The organism is Curtobacterium sp. NPDC098951 (assembly GCF_044759965.1).
In the GTDB taxonomy this organism is placed as follows: Bacteria; Actinomycetota; Actinomycetes; order Actinomycetales; family Microbacteriaceae; genus Curtobacterium.
Map to the genome: position 1 here is coordinate 445,901 of NZ_JBIWAG010000003.1, position 14,672 is coordinate 460,572.

15 protein-coding genes are annotated in these 14,672 nt (G+C 71.3%); 13 read left to right on the forward strand and 2 right to left on the reverse strand.

Annotated elements, in window-relative coordinates:
• Window positions 1-81 precede the first annotated feature (81 nt).
• Window positions 82-1,371, reverse strand: coding sequence for an LCP family protein (locus ACIQUC_RS11165; protein WP_402266736.1), 1,290 nt, complete (start codon window positions 1,369-1,371; stop codon window positions 82-84).
• Window positions 1,372-1,660: 289 nt separating this feature from the next.
• Here ACIQUC_RS11165 and infA point away from each other — a divergent pair, with 289 nt between their 5' ends.
• The 13 genes from infA (at window position 1,661) to glmM (ending at window position 13,303) form a co-directional block, all read left to right on the forward strand.
• Window positions 1,661-1,882, forward strand: coding sequence for a translation initiation factor IF-1 (gene infA / locus ACIQUC_RS11170; protein ID WP_017885509.1), 222 nt, complete (start codon window positions 1,661-1,663; stop codon window positions 1,880-1,882).
• 70 nt (window positions 1,883-1,952) lie between these two features.
• Complete coding sequence (gene rpmJ / locus ACIQUC_RS11175) at window positions 1,953-2,069, forward strand: 50S ribosomal protein L36 (protein ID WP_022903266.1); 117 nt, start codon at window positions 1,953-1,955, stop codon at window positions 2,067-2,069.
• Between the two features lie 163 nt (window positions 2,070-2,232).
• Window positions 2,233-2,607: a 30S ribosomal protein S13 gene (rpsM, locus tag ACIQUC_RS11180; protein WP_058728274.1), complete on the forward strand. Its 375-nt coding sequence runs from the start codon at window positions 2,233-2,235 to the stop codon at window positions 2,605-2,607.
• A gap of 9 nt (window positions 2,608-2,616) precedes the next feature.
• Window positions 2,617-3,015 carry a 30S ribosomal protein S11 gene (gene rpsK, locus ACIQUC_RS11185; RefSeq protein ID WP_017885507.1) on the forward strand — a complete coding sequence of 133 codons (399 nt, stop codon included), beginning with the start codon at window positions 2,617-2,619 and terminating at the stop codon, window positions 3,013-3,015.
• Between the two features lie 190 nt (window positions 3,016-3,205).
• A complete protein-coding gene (locus ACIQUC_RS11190) occupies window positions 3,206-4,201 on the forward strand; it encodes a DNA-directed RNA polymerase subunit alpha (protein ID WP_022906362.1) in 996 nt (331 codons plus the stop codon).
• Window positions 4,202-4,267: 66 nt separating this feature from the next.
• Complete coding sequence (rplQ, locus tag ACIQUC_RS11195) at window positions 4,268-4,834, forward strand: 50S ribosomal protein L17 (RefSeq protein ID WP_402266742.1); 567 nt, start codon at window positions 4,268-4,270, stop codon at window positions 4,832-4,834.
• 209 nt (window positions 4,835-5,043) lie between these two features.
• Window positions 5,044-6,162: an aromatic acid exporter family protein gene (locus tag ACIQUC_RS11200; RefSeq protein WP_402266745.1), complete on the forward strand. Its 1,119-nt coding sequence runs from the start codon at window positions 5,044-5,046 to the stop codon at window positions 6,160-6,162.
• A 73-nt stretch (window positions 6,163-6,235) separates the two neighbouring features.
• Window positions 6,236-7,153 (forward strand): tRNA pseudouridine synthase A, encoded by a 918-nt coding sequence (locus ACIQUC_RS11205; protein ID WP_402266748.1) that lies wholly within the window; start codon window positions 6,236-6,238, stop codon window positions 7,151-7,153.
• Window positions 7,150-7,896, forward strand: coding sequence for an MBL fold metallo-hydrolase (locus tag ACIQUC_RS11210; protein ID WP_402266751.1), 747 nt, complete (start codon window positions 7,150-7,152; stop codon window positions 7,894-7,896). The genes ACIQUC_RS11205 and ACIQUC_RS11210 overlap by 4 nt, the downstream gene beginning before the upstream one ends.
• 83 nt (window positions 7,897-7,979) lie before the next feature.
• Window positions 7,980-10,676, forward strand: coding sequence for an ExeM/NucH family extracellular endonuclease (locus tag ACIQUC_RS11215; RefSeq protein ID WP_402266754.1), 2,697 nt, complete (start codon window positions 7,980-7,982; stop codon window positions 10,674-10,676).
• Between the two features lie 260 nt (window positions 10,677-10,936).
• Window positions 10,937-11,383: a 50S ribosomal protein L13 gene (gene rplM, locus ACIQUC_RS11220; protein ID WP_022906970.1), complete on the forward strand. Its 447-nt coding sequence runs from the start codon at window positions 10,937-10,939 to the stop codon at window positions 11,381-11,383.
• Between the two features lie 38 nt (window positions 11,384-11,421).
• Window positions 11,422-11,907, forward strand: a complete 486-nt coding sequence (gene rpsI, locus ACIQUC_RS11225; RefSeq protein WP_022906971.1) for a 30S ribosomal protein S9 — start codon at window positions 11,422-11,424, stop codon at window positions 11,905-11,907.
• Between the two features lie 22 nt (window positions 11,908-11,929).
• Window positions 11,930-13,303 carry a phosphoglucosamine mutase gene (gene glmM, locus ACIQUC_RS11230; RefSeq protein WP_402266758.1) on the forward strand — a complete coding sequence of 458 codons (1,374 nt, stop codon included), beginning with the start codon at window positions 11,930-11,932 and terminating at the stop codon, window positions 13,301-13,303.
• Window positions 13,304-13,665: 362 nt separating this feature from the next.
• Here the strand turns inward: glmM and coaA are convergent, their stop codons facing one another.
• Window positions 13,666-14,610: a type I pantothenate kinase gene (gene coaA, locus ACIQUC_RS11235; protein WP_022905343.1), complete on the reverse strand. Its 945-nt coding sequence runs from the start codon at window positions 14,608-14,610 to the stop codon at window positions 13,666-13,668.
• Between the last annotated feature and the right edge of the window lie 62 nt (window positions 14,611-14,672).

Sequence of the window (14,672 nt, forward strand, 5' to 3'; positions counted from 1 at the left end):
TTCGCCCGAGGCGCCCGCGCCCGCGGGACCGGGCCCGTGCCGCTGAGCCGCGCCGCGGACCCGAGCCGCCGCCGGGCGGGATCAGTCGTTGCCGACGGAGCAGGTCTCCTCGGAGGCGCTCTGCCCCGTGATCGAGGACGGCAGCGGCGTCGCCGAGGCCGAGGCCGAACTCGTGGCGGCACCCGACGCCGTGCCCGACCCGGTGCCGGCGGCGGACCCCGCGGACGACGAGGAGCCGGTCGAGGACGACGTGCCGGCGGACGGGGACGCCGTCGCGGTGCCCGCGTTGGCGGACTCCTCGGACGCCCGACCCGTGCTCGAGTCGCTCAGCGAGGTCTTCTGGTCGTTCTGCAGTGCCACGTTGAGGGTGTGGGCGGCCTCCTGGTCGACGATCACCCGGGCGCTGTTCGCCGGGTCGTCCGCGACCGGGTACTGCACGAACAGCATGTTGGCGGTGCTCATCCCGCGGAGCGCTCCCGCGAGGCCGACGAGCGTCCGTGCCTGCGCGAGGCCGTCGGACAGCGTCATGTTCGACAGCGCGGCGCCGGCGAGCTTGTAGAGCGTGATCGGGTTCGAGAGCGTCCCGTCCGAGGTGACCTTGCGCAGCAGCGCCGACAGGAACACCTGCTGCGAGCTGATGCGGGCGAGGTCGCTGCCGTCGCCGACGCCGTGCCGCGTGCGGAGGAAGGCGAGGGCGTCCGACCCCTCGAGGTTGTGCGAGCCCGCGGTCAGGTGGAGCCCGGTGTAGGTGTCGTTGATCGGGTCCGCGACGCACACGTCCACGCCGCCGAGGGCGTTCGACATCTCGATGACGCCGTCGAACGTGATGAGGCCCGCGTACGGGATGCTCAGGCCGGTGAGGTTCTCGACCGTGTCGACGACGCACGAGACGCCGCCGTTCCCGAGCGCCGTGTTGAACTGCGCGGACGTAGCCGCGGGGTAGGCCTTGCCGGTCTCGGGGTTCGTGCACGCCGGGATCGGCACCATGAGGTCGCGCGGGAAGCTCACCGCGGTCAGCTGGGTGTGGTCCTGCGAGATGTGGATGAGCATCGTGACGTCGTTGCGGGCGCCCTCGACGTCCTCGTTCGAGTCGAACTGCCCGACGCGGGTGTCGCTGCCGATCAGCAGGATGTTCGCGCCGCCCTTGATCGCGGTGATGTCGGCCGTCTGCGCGGTGCTCTGGTCGTCCGTGCTGAGCTTGACCGTCCTCGGCGCCGTGGCGAGCTGGGCGCCGGCGATGGCGGCGACGCTCGTCCCGCTCACCAGCACGACCGCGAGGGCGGAGGCCACGATCGACGCGAGCGTGCCCCAGCCGCGGCGACGGGGGAGCCGGCCGTGGCGGGCGAGCGGGCGTCGGGTGGCGTCGGGCACGTGGTCTCCGTTCGGTGGTCCGCGCGGCTCGGTCTGCACGGGCGCGGGGCGACGGCCACGCTAGGTGCCGCCGGCCAGCGGGAACCCGGAGCGCGCCGTCAAACCACTGTGGAACGCTCAGACTGCCCTGAGAAGCCCCAGACGTGGGCACTTCGACGTCTCCACTTGGCAATCCTCGGTTTACCACATAAGATCGATCTTTGGTGTGCCATGCCTACTGGGCGTGGCGCCCGACCCGCAGACCGGCTCGGGGATCACACCGGTAATCCAACCAAGCGACAGTGAGGCTATGGCCAAGAAAGACGGCGTCATCGAGATCGAGGGCTCGGTGCTCGAAGCTCTGCCCAACGCGATGTTCCGCGTTGAGCTGACCAACGGACACAAGGTCCTCGCGCACATCTCCGGGAAGATGCGCCAGCACTACATCCGCATCCTCCCCGAGGACCGCGTGATCGTGGAGCTGAGCCCGTACGACCTGACCCGCGGCCGGATCGTCTACCGCTACAAGTGATCCGCGAGCTGGAAAGGAACGGCCCGGCAACCCTGCCGAGCACGAAGCCAGCGAGCACGAGGAAAGAACAATGAAGGTCAACCCCAGCGTCAAGCCCATCTGCGAGCACTGCCGTGTGATCCGCCGCAAGGGCCGCGTCATGGTGATCTGCAAGAGCAACCCGCGCCACAAGCAGCGCCAGGGCTAGTCCCGGCTGCCTGACGCGGATCGCCCCCGGGCGGCTGTGAGCAGGATCCACAACTCAACATCGAACGCAGTACCAAGAACCACGCGAGTGGGGACACCTCGGGGCGGAGGCCCGAGCACCGGTACTGCTCCACACCTCCATCGACAACAGGAGCAGCCAGCACATGGCACGTCTAGCAGGCGTCGACATCCCGCGCGAGAAGCGCGTGGAGATCGCACTCACGTACATCTACGGCGTCGGCCGTACCCGCGCGGTCCAGGCACTCGCCGAGACCGGTATCTCCGGTGACATCCGCGTCAAGGACCTGACCGACGACCAGCTCGTCGCCCTCCGTGACTTCATCGAGGGCAACTTCAAGGTGGAGGGTGACCTCCGCCGCGAGGTCGCAGCCGACATCCGCCGCAAGGTCGAGATCGGTAGCTACGAGGGTCTCCGCCACCGTCGTGGTCTCCCGGTGCGCGGTCAGCGCACCAAGACCAACGCGCGTACCCGCAAGGGACCGAAGCGCACCGTGGCAGGCAAGAAGAAGGCCCGATAGGAGATCATCATGGCTACCCCCAAGACTGCCGCGCGCAAGCCGCGCCGCAAGGAGAAGAAGAACGTCGCCGTGGGCCAGGCCCACATCAAGAGCACGTTCAACAACACGATCGTCAGCATCACCGACCCGTCGGGTGCCGTCCTCAGCTGGGCGTCCTCGGGTGCCGTGGGCTTCAAGGGTTCGCGCAAGTCGACGCCGTTCGCGGCGCAGCTCGCCGCCGAGTCCGCTGCGCGTCAGGCGCAGGAGCACGGCGTCAAGAAGGTCGACGTCTTCGTGAAGGGTCCGGGTTCGGGCCGCGAGACCGCGATCCGCTCGCTCCAGGCCGCTGGCCTCGAGGTGGGCTCGATCAACGACGTCACGCCGCAGGCGCACAACGGGTGCCGCCCGCCCAAGCGCCGTCGCGTCTGACGCGAGGAGCAACCGGCCGCGCCCTGCTCGTCCCCTGACGGGGGCGGGCAGGGCCCGCGGCCATTCCTGGTCGTTCGATCGCGCACTCCGGTGCGCGTGATCACAACTCAACAGACCCGTCGGGGCCCGGTCGGCCCCGTCGTACCGCCGAGTGTCATATAGCGGACACTCCGCCGAAAGGAATCCCACAGTGCTCATTGCACAGCGCCCCACCCTGACCGAGGAGACGATCTCCGAGTTCCGCTCGCGCTTCGTCATCGAGCCGCTCGAGCCGGGCTTCGGTTACACCCTCGGCAACTCGCTGCGCCGCACGCTCCTCTCCTCGATCCCCGGCGCGGCTGTCACCAGCATCCGCATCGACGGCGTCCTCCACGAGTTCAGCACCGTTCCCGGTGTCAAGGAAGACGTCACCGAGATCATCCTCAACATCAAGAGCCTGGTCGTCTCCAGCGAGCACGACGAGCCGATCACGGCGTACCTGCGCAAGCAGGGTGCCGGTCAGGTCACCGCAGCGGACATCTCCGCTCCGGCCGGCGTCGAGATCCACAACCCGGACCTCGTCATCGCGACCCTGAACGACACCGCGCGCTTCGAGCTGGAGCTGACGATCGAGCGTGGCCGCGGCTACGTCTCGGCGACGCAGAACCGCTCGGAGTTCAGCGAGGCCGGACAGATCCCGATCGACTCGATCTACTCGCCGGTCCTCAAGGTCACCTACCGCGTCGAGGCGACGCGTGCCGGTGAGCGCACGGACTTCGACCGTCTGGTCGTCGACGTCGAGTCGAAGCCCGCGATCACGCCGCGCGACGCCATCGCGTCGGCCGGTCGCACGCTCGTCGAGCTGTTCGGGCTCGCCCGCGAGCTCAACACCGCGGCCGAGGGCATCGAGATCGGCCCCGCGCCGGTCGACGCCGTGCTCTCGAACGAGCTGCAGACCCCGATCGAGGACCTGGACCTGTCGGTCCGCAGCTACAACTGCCTCAAGCGGGAGGGCATCAACACGGTGTCCGAGCTCGTCGCCCTGTCGGAGACGCAGCTCATGAACATCCGCAACTTCGGTCAGAAGTCGGTGGACGAGGTCAAGGACAAGCTCACCGAGCTCGGCCTGTCCCTCAAGGACACCGTCCCCGGATTCGACGGCGCCCACTTCTACAGCGGGTACGACGAGGACGAGTCCAACAACTGACCTCGCGCTCACGCGCACGCGTGCCGCTGACGCAGCGCGCACCACCATCACCACTGGAGAACTGACATGCCGAAGCCCACCAAGGGCCCCCGCCTCGGTGGCGGCCCCGCCCACGAGCGCCTGCTCCTGAGCAACCTCGCCAACGCCCTCTTCACGCACGGTCGCATCACGACCACCGAGACGAAGGCCAAGCGCCTCCGTCCCGTCGCCGAGCGTCTCATCACGTTCGCGAAGCGTGGCGACCTGCACGCGCGTCGTCGCGTGATCAGCATCCTGCGCGACAAGTCCGTCGTGCACACGCTGTTCACCGAGATCGCCCCGCAGGTCGAGGACCGTCAGGGCGGCTACACCCGCATCACGAAGCTCGGTTTCCGCAAGGGCGACAACGCTCCCCTCGCGTCGATCGAGCTCGTCCTCGAGCCGGTGTCGAGCACGCCGGCCCCGGTGAAGCGCAACGCGGCCCCGGCCGCTGCCGCGCCGGTCGAGGAGCCCGCCGCCGAGGAGACCACCGAGGAGGCCCCGGTCGAGGAGACCGAGACCACCGAGGAGTCCGCTCCCGTCGCCGAGGAGACCGAGACCGAGGCTGCTGCCGAGGTCGAGGCCGACGCCGCCGAGAAGTCGGACGACAAGTAGTCACAGCCCCACCACGACGAAGCCCCCGCAACACGCGTTGCGGGGGCTTCGTCGCGTCCCGGGGGTGACCGGACGGCGGCCGGGAGGCGCGGTGCGGGCCCGCCACGTTCCTCCTGGCCCGCAGGCGGCCGAGCCGCAGAACGCGGGAGCGGTACCGCCGCACAGGCGCGGCACCGTATCGTGACCGGCCGACGCAACGAGAGGGACCGATGCAGTTCGAGCACATCGCGGGGGTGGGGACCCGGGTCTGGCGGTGGAGCCGGACCTCCGGGACGCAACCGCGCCTGCTCCACGCCGCGAAGGCCGCCGTCGCGGCGGTGCTCGCGTGGTTCATCGCGCGGCACGTGCCGGGAGTCGCCGCCGAGTACCCGTACTACGCACCGCTCGGCGCGGTCGTGGCGATGCAGACGACGGTGTTCGCCGGCATCCGGAGCGGGGTGCAGACACTCGTCGGCATCGGCCTCGGCATCGTCGTGGCCGGCTTCACGATGTGGGTCGGCGACCCGGGCTTCCTCGCGATCGCGCTGGCGGTGGGGATCGGGGTGCTCGTGGGCGGGTTCCGTGTCCTCGGCGAGGGCAGCTCCTGGGTGTCGACCGCCGCGTTGTTCGTCCTGCTCGTCGGTGGCGCGCACGCCGAGGGCTACTCGCTCGGGTACCTCGTGCAGATGGCCGTCGGGGTCGTGGTCGGCCTGCTCGTCAACTTCCTCGTGTTCCCGCCGCTGCACTTCTGGGACGCCGAGCACCGCATCGACGCCGTGAACCAGGTGCTCGCCGACCACCTCGACGGACTCGCGGTCGTCCTCGAGGACGGCACCCGGGACGAGCGGGCGTGGGACCGCCAGCAGGACCGGCTCGACCGGGCGATCGCCGACGTCCGATCGCGGGTCTCGATCGCGCACGAGAGCCGCCGGTTGAACCCCCGCGGGGCACTCCGTGGATCGCGGGCACGCCTCGAGCAGGACGGTGCCCGGTTCCGTGCCCTCGAGCGCGTCGCCTGGTACACGACCGACCTCACCGAGCTCGTCGCACGCTCCGGTCCGGTGTCGGACGGGCTCGGCCGGCCGGCGCCCGAGTTCGCCGCACCGCTCGCGTCGGCCCTCCGGGAGATCGCGTGTGTGATCCGCGGGGAGTGCGACCAAGCGGCGGGTGACGAGGCGATCGCGGTGGTCGAGCGCGCGCTCGACGCCTCGCGGGAGAACCCGTCGCACGTCGCCGTCACGTCGGCCGCACTCGTGTCCCTGCGGGGCATCGTCGAGTCGGAACGGCGGGCCACCGCGGACGTCGACACCCGCACCGGGCCGTTCGGCGCCGAGCGGTCCCGCGGCTGAGGCACCGCCCGACCGCCCGACCGTGTCAGCACGGGGGCCGGGAGGCGCGGTCCGGCCCCGGTACGGTGGCCTGGTGGACGAGACGGCAGGCCTGCAGGGCGGCGGTGACGTTGGTGGCGTGCGGCTGCGGTTGGACATCGCCTACGACGGTGCCGCGTTCTCCGGGTGGGCCCGGCAGCCCGGCCTCCGGACCGTGCAGGGCGCGCTCGAAGCGGCGCTCGCCACCGTCTTCACCCGGTGGGGCGAACCGCCGCTGCTCACCGTGGCCGGGCGCACCGACGCCGGCGTGCACGCCACCGGACAGGTCGCCCACCTCGACCTCACGCCGGCGCAGTGGGACGCGCTTGCTGCCAAGCGGGGGTCCGGGCGCTCGCCGCTGGACGGACTGGTCAAGCGCGTGAACGGCATCGCGGCACCGGAGGGGGACGTCGTCGTCACAGGGGCCACGGTCGCGCCGGACGGGTTCGACGCCCGGTTCTCCCCGCTCTGGCGGCGCTACTCGTACCGGATCGCGGACGCCGACGCCCCGCGCGATCCACGTCGGCGGGGGCACACGGTCTGGCACCCGACGCGGCTGGACCCGGCGGCGATGGAGCGCGGTGCGCTGCGGCTGCTCGGGCTGCACGACTTCGCGACGTTCTGCAAGCCGCGCGAGGGGGCGACGACGATCCGGACCCTGCAGGAGTTCCGCTGGGACCGCGAGCCGGACGGCGTGCTGGTGGCGCGCCTCCAGGCCGACGCCTTCTGCCACTCCATGGTGCGGGCGATGGTGGGGGCGACCATCGCCGTCGGCGAGGGCCGCTTCGGCGCGGACCGGCTCGAGGAGCTGCGCGTCGCCGAGACCCGGACGAGCGAGTTCAAGGTCGCGCCCGCGAAGGGCCTGACCCTCACCGAGGTCGGGTACCCGGCCGACGACGAGCTGGCGGCCCGCGCCGCGCAGACCCGGGCGCGACGCGGCACGTCCGACGACGGCGGTAGCGTCGGGGGATGAGCTCCCGCGAACCCCGTTCCGTCGTGTCCGTCGCACCCGGGGTGGTGTTCGTCGAGGGACCCGTGTCGAACTGGGTCGTCCTCGCCGAGGAGGACGGCGTCGCACTGATCGACGCCGGCTACCCGGCCGACACCGACCTCGTGCTCGACACCGTGCGGTACGCGGGCCACGAGCTCGACGACCTGCGCCGGGTGTACGTCACGCACGGGCACGTCGACCACGTCGGCGGGATCCCGGGCATCCTCGAGCGGTACCCGCACGTCGAGGTGCTCGCGCACGCCGACGAGCTCGACAACGTCCGCGGACCCGCCAGGCAGCAGGTCACCCCGGCCGAGATCGGCGGTCGACTCGCGGCGCCGCGAGTCCTCCGGTGGCTCGCCCGGGCGATCCGGTCCGACGCCCTGCGCCCGACCGTCGTGCCGACCGCGCGGGCGTTCACCGGCGCGGACTTCGCCGGACGGGCGATCGCGCCGACGCCCGCCGCCGGGCACACCGACGGCTCGACCGCCTACCTGCTGCCCGCGGCGAACGCCATCGTGACCGGCGACGCGGTCGTGAGCCGGCACGACACGCAGCCGGCGTCCTGGTCCCCGCGCCCGCGGATGATCACGCCGTTCTTCACCGCCGACCAGGCCCGCGCCGTCGAGTCGGCTCGGGCACTGCCGGTGCCGGAGATCCTGCTGCCGGGACACGGCCCCGCCGTGCACCGCGTCGGGTCGGCGTGGGTGCCGATCGGCGCCTGACGGGCTGCACCCCGATCAGGGGTGGAACGGATCGTTCACCCGCCGGAAACCTGTGGGGCCCCGCAGGTCGGTAGCGTGCCGGCATGCACAGATCCGTCGGGCGCACTCTGCTGTGCGCCACCGCTGCAGCCGCGCTCGTCGCCGCTCCGCTCGTCTCCGTCTCCACGGCCGCCGCGAACCCCGAGGGGACGGGCCTCGTCATCGAGGAGGCCTACCTCAAGGGCGGCAGCGCGAACCAGCCGTTCACGAACAAGTTCGTCGAGCTCGGCAACCCCACCGACAGCCCCGTCAGCGTCGACGGCTGGTCGGTGCAGTACCGCGCCGCGACCAGCACCGGCGCACCCGCGGTCGGCAAGCTCGCCGGTTCCGTGCCCGCACACGGCACCTACCTCGTGCAGATGGGCTCGAACGGCACGAACGGTGAGGCGCTCCCGGAGCCGGACGCCGTCACCGGGCTGAACCCGTCGGGGTCGACCGGCACCCTCGTCCTGGCCGACCAGGCCACGGCACTCAGCCTGCCCGCCGGCGCGGTGACGACGGGCACCCCCGGCGTCGTCGACCTGCTCGGCTACGGCACCTCGAACACGTTCGAGACCGCGGTCGCGAAGGCCGGCACGGCGAACTCCGTGCCGGACGCCCTGACCCGCACGGGGACGACCGACACCGACTCGAACGCGGCCGACTTCTCGGTGACGAGCACCGTCACGCCGGAGAACGCCGCGGGCGAGACCACGCAGCCGACCGACCCCACGGACCCGACCGATCCCGGCGACGGCGGGACGACCCCGGCCGAGCGGGTCACGATCGCCCAGCTGCAGGGGACCACGGACACCTCGCCGTACGCGGGCAAGGCCGTCACGACCGACGGCGTCGTCACCGCGGTGTACGCCACCGGCGGCTTCTCTGGCTACACGATCCAGACCGCCGGCACCGGTGGCGCGCTCGACCTCGGGACGCACACCGCGTCGGACGCCGTCTTCGTCTACTCGTCGGCGACCGTCGGCAGCGTGGCGATCGGTGACGCCGTCCGGCTCACCGGCACCGTGTCGGAGTTCAACGGGCTGACCGAGCTGACGGTCCCGACCGCCGCCGGACTGACGAAGCTCCCGGCCGCGGGGGTCGTCCAGCCGGTCCCGGCGACCCTCGCCTTCCCGCGCACCGACGCCCAGCGCGAGTCGCTCGAGAGCATGCTCGTCCAACCGCAGGGCGACTACACCGTCGCCGACAACTACACGACGAACCAGTACGGCGAGGTCGTCCTGGCGACGGGGAAGCAGCGTCTGCTCCAGCCGACCGAGGTCGCCCGTCCTGGTAGTGCCGAGGCCGCTGCCGTGACCGCGGACAACGCGGCGCGCAAGGTCGTCCTCGACGACGGTGCGAGCACGAACTTCCTCAGCGCGGCGAACCAGTCGATCCCGGTGTCGTGGCTCACGCAGGGCCCGGTCACGGTCGGCGCCGCCGCGACCTTCCGCGAGCCGGTCGTCCTCGACTACCGGAACGACTCGTGGAAGTTCCAGCCGACGACGCCGATCACCGGCGCCACCCCGGCCGCCGACCTGCCGGTGTCGTTCTCGAACGTCCGCACGGCGGCGCCGGAGGACGTCGGCGGGGACATCCGGCTCGCCGGGTTCAACGTCCTGAACTACTTCCCGACGACGGGCGACCAGCTCACCGGTTGCACGTACTACACCGACCGTGACGGCGACCCCGTGACCGTCCGGGGTGGCTGCGACGCCCGCGGTGCCGCGAACGCCGACGACCTCGCTCGCCAGCAGGTGAAGATCGTCAAGGCGATCAACGGGCTCGGCGCCGACGTCGTGTCGCTCGAGGAGATCGAGAACTCCGCGCGCTTCGGCCAGGACCGTGACGCGGCGGTGGCGACCCTCGTGGCCGCGCTCAACGCCGCGACCGGCAAGGACACCTGGGCGTACGCGAAGTCGCCGTCGAAGCTGCCGTCGAGCGAGGACGTCATCCGGCTCGCGCTCATCTACAAGAAGGACCGCGTGCAGCCGGTCGGCTCGTCGACGATCCTGACCGACTCGACGGCGTTCACGAACGCCCGGCAGCCGCTCGCACAGGCCTTCGCCCCGGTCGCGACGAAGCCCGGCAAGGGCAAGGGTGCGCAGAAGCCGAGCGCGAAGGACACCTTCCTCGTCATCGCGAACCACTTCAAGTCGAAGGGCTCCGGCGAGGGCGTCGACGCCGACCAGGGCGACGGGCAGGGTGCGTCGAACCACTCGCGCGTCGAGCAGGCGAAGGCGCTCGTGACGTTCTCGACCGCGATGCAGCGCCAGGCGCGGACCGACAAGGTGTTCATGCTCGGCGACTTCAACGCCTACAGCGAGGAGGACCCGGTCGTCGCCCTCGAGGACGCCGGCTACACCGACCTCGGCCCGACCGAGGACGCGGCGGAGTGGTCCTACGTCTTCGGTGGGCTGAGCGGGTCGCTCGACCACGTGTTCGCGTCTCCTGCTGCGGTGGGGACCGTCACGGGCGTGGACATCTGGAACATCAACTCGGTCGAGTCGGTCGGCCTCGAGTACAGCCGCTACGACTACAACGTCACCGACCTGTACCGCGACGACGTCTACCGGGCGAGCGACCACGACCCGGTCGTGGTGGGCATCGACCTGCCGGGCGTCGGCACCCCCGGCGGTGGGAACCCCGGGCACGGTGGCGACCCCGGTCACGGCGGTTCCGGACACGGCGGGCACACCGTCGCCGACGCGCTCGCGGCGCTCGCCGCGCTGATCGCGTGGTTGCGGAGCCTGTTCGGCTGACCGACCTGACCGACCTGACCGACCTGACCGGCTGACGGACGGGAGGCACGGTGCGGGCCCGCACCGTGCCTCCCGTCCGTCTCCGCGCGCGTTCGACAACGCGAGTCGCGTCGGGTAGGCTCTCACCTTGGTCTGCGCGCTCCGTGCGCCGGACAGTCAGATGAGCCCTCCACCGGGCAGTTCACACGGGTTCTCCCACGTGAACACCCACCGGAGCGGGATTCACGGACTCCTCACCTCGACACGAAAGCAGCACCACTGTGACTCGTACGTTCTCCCCGAAGCCGGCAGACGTCCAGCACGACTGGATCGTCATCGACGCGACCGACGTCGTCCTCGGCCGTCTCGCCACCCACGCCGCGGCGCTCCTGCGCGGCAAGCACAAGGCCACCTTCGCCCAGCACATGGACATGGGTGACTACGTCATCATCGTGAACGCCGACAAGGTCGCCCTGACCGGTTCGAAGCTCGCGAAGAAGGTCTACTACCGCCACTCGGGTTACCCGGGCGGCCTCACGGCGACCTCCTACCCGGAGATGCTCGAGAAGCACCCGACCCGCGCCGTCGAGAAGGCGATCCGCGGCATGCTCCCGAAGAACACCCTCGGTCGCGAGCAGCTCAAGAAGCTGAAGGTCTACGCCGGCGCGGAGCACCCGCACTCGGCGCAGCAGCCCAAGGCGTACACCTTCGACCAGGTCGCACAGTAGTTCCGGCCACGACGACTTCCAAGGACTAGGTAAAACTCATGGCTCAGATCGCTGACTCCCTCGACCAGACCCCGGAGAGCTTCACCACGGAGAGCGCACCCGCCGCTTCCGAGGCCGCTCCCCGTCAGATCCTCAACGTCTCGGGCGGTGCCGTCGGGCGCCGCAAGGAGGCCATCGCGCGCGTCCGTCTCGTCCCGGGCTCCGGCTCGTTCGTCGTGAACGGCCGCTCGCTCGAGGACTACTTCCCGAACAAGCTGCACCAGCAGCTCATCAACGACCCGTTCAAGGTGCTCGAGCTCCTCGGCGCCTACGACGTCGTCGCCCGCATCACCGGTGGCGGCCCCTCGGGTCAGGCCGGTGCGCTCCGCCTCGCCATCGCCCGTTCGCTGAACGAGATCGACCGCGAGAACAACCGCGCCACCCTCAAGAAGGCCGGCTTCCTCACCCGTGACGCCCGCGTCATCGAGCGCAAGAAGGCTGGTCTCAAGAAGGCCCGCAAGGCGTCGCAGTTCTCGAAGCGCTAGTCGTCACCGGCTGAAGATCGCCATGCCGCGTCTGTTCGGTACCGACGGGGTTCGTGGTCTCGCCAACGGCGAGCTGACGGCCGCGCTCGCACTGGGTCTTGCCCAGGCGAGCGCGGCCGTCCTCACACACGGACACCACGCGGACGCCCGTCGGGCGTCCGGTCGACCGCGCCCTCGTGCGGTCCTCGCGCGCGACCCGCGCGTCTCGGGCGAGTTCCTCGGTGCCGCGGTCGCGGCCGGGCTCGCCTCGGCCGGCGTCGACGTGCTCGACGCCGGGGTCATCCCCACCCCCGCTGCGGCGTTCCTCGTCGCGGACATCGACGCCGACTTCGGCGTGATGATCTCCGCGTCGCACAACCCCGCACCCGACAACGGGATCAAGTTCTTCGCCACGGGCGGCCGGAAGCTCCCGGACGAGGTCGAGGACCGCATCGAAGCGGCCATGCACGACCACTCCGCACCGACCCCCACCGGTCGTGACGTGGGCCGGATCACCCGGTTCGCCGACGCCGAGGACCGCTACGTCGTCCACCTGCTCGGCACGCTGCCGCACCGGCTCGACGGCATCCACGTCGTCCTCGACTGTGCGAACGGCGCCGCCGCGGGCGTCTCGCCCGAGGTCTTCGTGAACGCCGGGGCCCGGGTGACCCTCATCGGTGCCGACCCGGACGGCATGAACATCAACGACGGTGTCGGCTCCACCCACATCGACAACCTCGCCCGTGCGGTGCTCGAGCACGGCGCGGACGTCGGCATCGCGCACGACGGCGACGCGGACCGCTGCCTCGCGGTCGACGCCGCCGGCAACGCGATCGACGGCGACCAGATCATGGCCATCCTCGCGCTGTCGCTGCAGGAGCGCGGGCACCTGGTGTCCGACACCCTCGTCGCGACGGTCATGTCGAACCTCGGGCTCAAGCGGGCCATGGCGGACGCGGGCATCACGGTGCTCGAGACCGGCGTCGGTGACCGCTACGTCCTCGAGAAGATGACCGAGGGCGGGTTCTCGCTCGGCGGTGAGCAGTCCGGCCACATCATCTTCAACGAGTACGCCACCACCGGCGACGGCATCCTCACCGGGTTGCACCTCGTCGCCGAGATGGCCCGGACGGGCAGGACGCTCGAACAGCTCGCGTCGTGCATGACCGTGTTCCCGCAGGTGCTCGTGAACGTGCGCGGTGTCGACCGGCACGGACTGGCCGACCAGGGCGTGCAGGACGCCGTGGCCGCTGCGACGACCGAGCTCGGGGACACGGGCCGGGTGCTGCTCCGGCCGTCCGGTACCGAGCCCGTCGTGCGGGTCATGGTCGAGGCGGCCTCCCAGGCCGATGCCGAGCGCGTCGCCGAGGAGCTCGCCGACGTCGTGCGCGCGCGGTTGGCGCTCGACCGCGCGTAGCCGCGCGTAGCCGCGCGGCGGCGCGTATCGGCGCGGGCAGCCCCGGCCGTGCGGCGGCTGCTCGGCGGCTGCTGCCGCACGCGTGCTGCACGCACGGCGCCGCACAACCAAAGTCCGTCGGAACCGTGCCATCGCGCGGTTCCGACGGACTTTCGTTGTGCGGCGGCAGCTCGAGCCGCCCCGCGGCGGCGGCCCGGGCGGCCGCCGCCCCGGCCCCGCCCCGGCCGAGCCGAGTCGAACCGCGGATGCGACATCGCACCAGCCCCCGCGCCTGGTTCGACGTCGGATCCGTGGTTCGTCGCCGCGTCCTGCCGGCGGCGGCGCGACGCGCCGCGCCCGGCCGCGTGCGGCGCCCCCGCGCGTCAGATCTTGCGGAGGAGCACCGAACTCACCTTGTGGTCGGCCGCCTTCTTCAACACGAGGGTCGCCCGGGAGCGCGTCGGCAACACGTTCTCGATGAGGTTCGGCTCGTTGATCGCCCGCCACACCTCGGTCGCCGTCCGCACCGCGTCCTCGCGCGAGAGCGAGGCGAACCGGTGGAAGAACGAGTCCGGACTCGCGAAGGCCTCTTCCTGCAGGGCGAGGAACCGGTCGACGTACCAGGCCTCGATGTCCTTGGTCTTCGCGTCGACGTAGATCGTGAAGTCGAACAGGTCGGACAGCGCCAGCCGCCCGTGCACGGGCGGCGCGAGCACGTTGAGGCCCTCGACGATGAGGATGTCCGGCTGTCGCACGACGATTTCGGCGTCCGGCACGATGTCGTACACGAGGTGCGAGTAGTACGGGGCGCGGACCTCGGCGGCGCCGCTCTTCACCTGGCTGACGAAGCGCAGCAGGGCGCGGCGGTCGTAGGACTCCGGGAAGCCCTTGCGGTCCATGATGCCGCGCCGCTCGAGCTCGACGTTCGGGTACAGGAAGCCGTCGGTCGTGACGAGCTCGACGCGGGGGGTGTCCGGCCACCGCTTCGTCAGCTCGCGGAGCAGGCGGGCGACGGTGGACTTCCCCACGGCCACCGAGCCGGCGACGCCGATCACGAACGGGGTCCGCCCGGCGCGGTCGCCCAGGAACGCCGACGTCGACGCGTGCAGGTCCCGCGCTCCGGCCGCGTACAGGGTCAGCAGGCGGGAGAGCGGGAGGTAGACCTCCTGCACCTCCTGCATGTCGAGGCGGTCACCGAGGCCGCGCAGCTGCACGATCTCGGTCTCGGTGAGGGAGAGGTGCTCCCTCGGTGCGAGCTGCGACCACTCGCGCCGCGGGATCTCCACGAAGGGGGTCGGGTGCGCGACGGTGGCTTCCGTGATCGGCATGGGGACGAGCGTACAGACGGGAGGCGCGGATCACGTGTGCCGACCGGCTCACGTGATCCGCG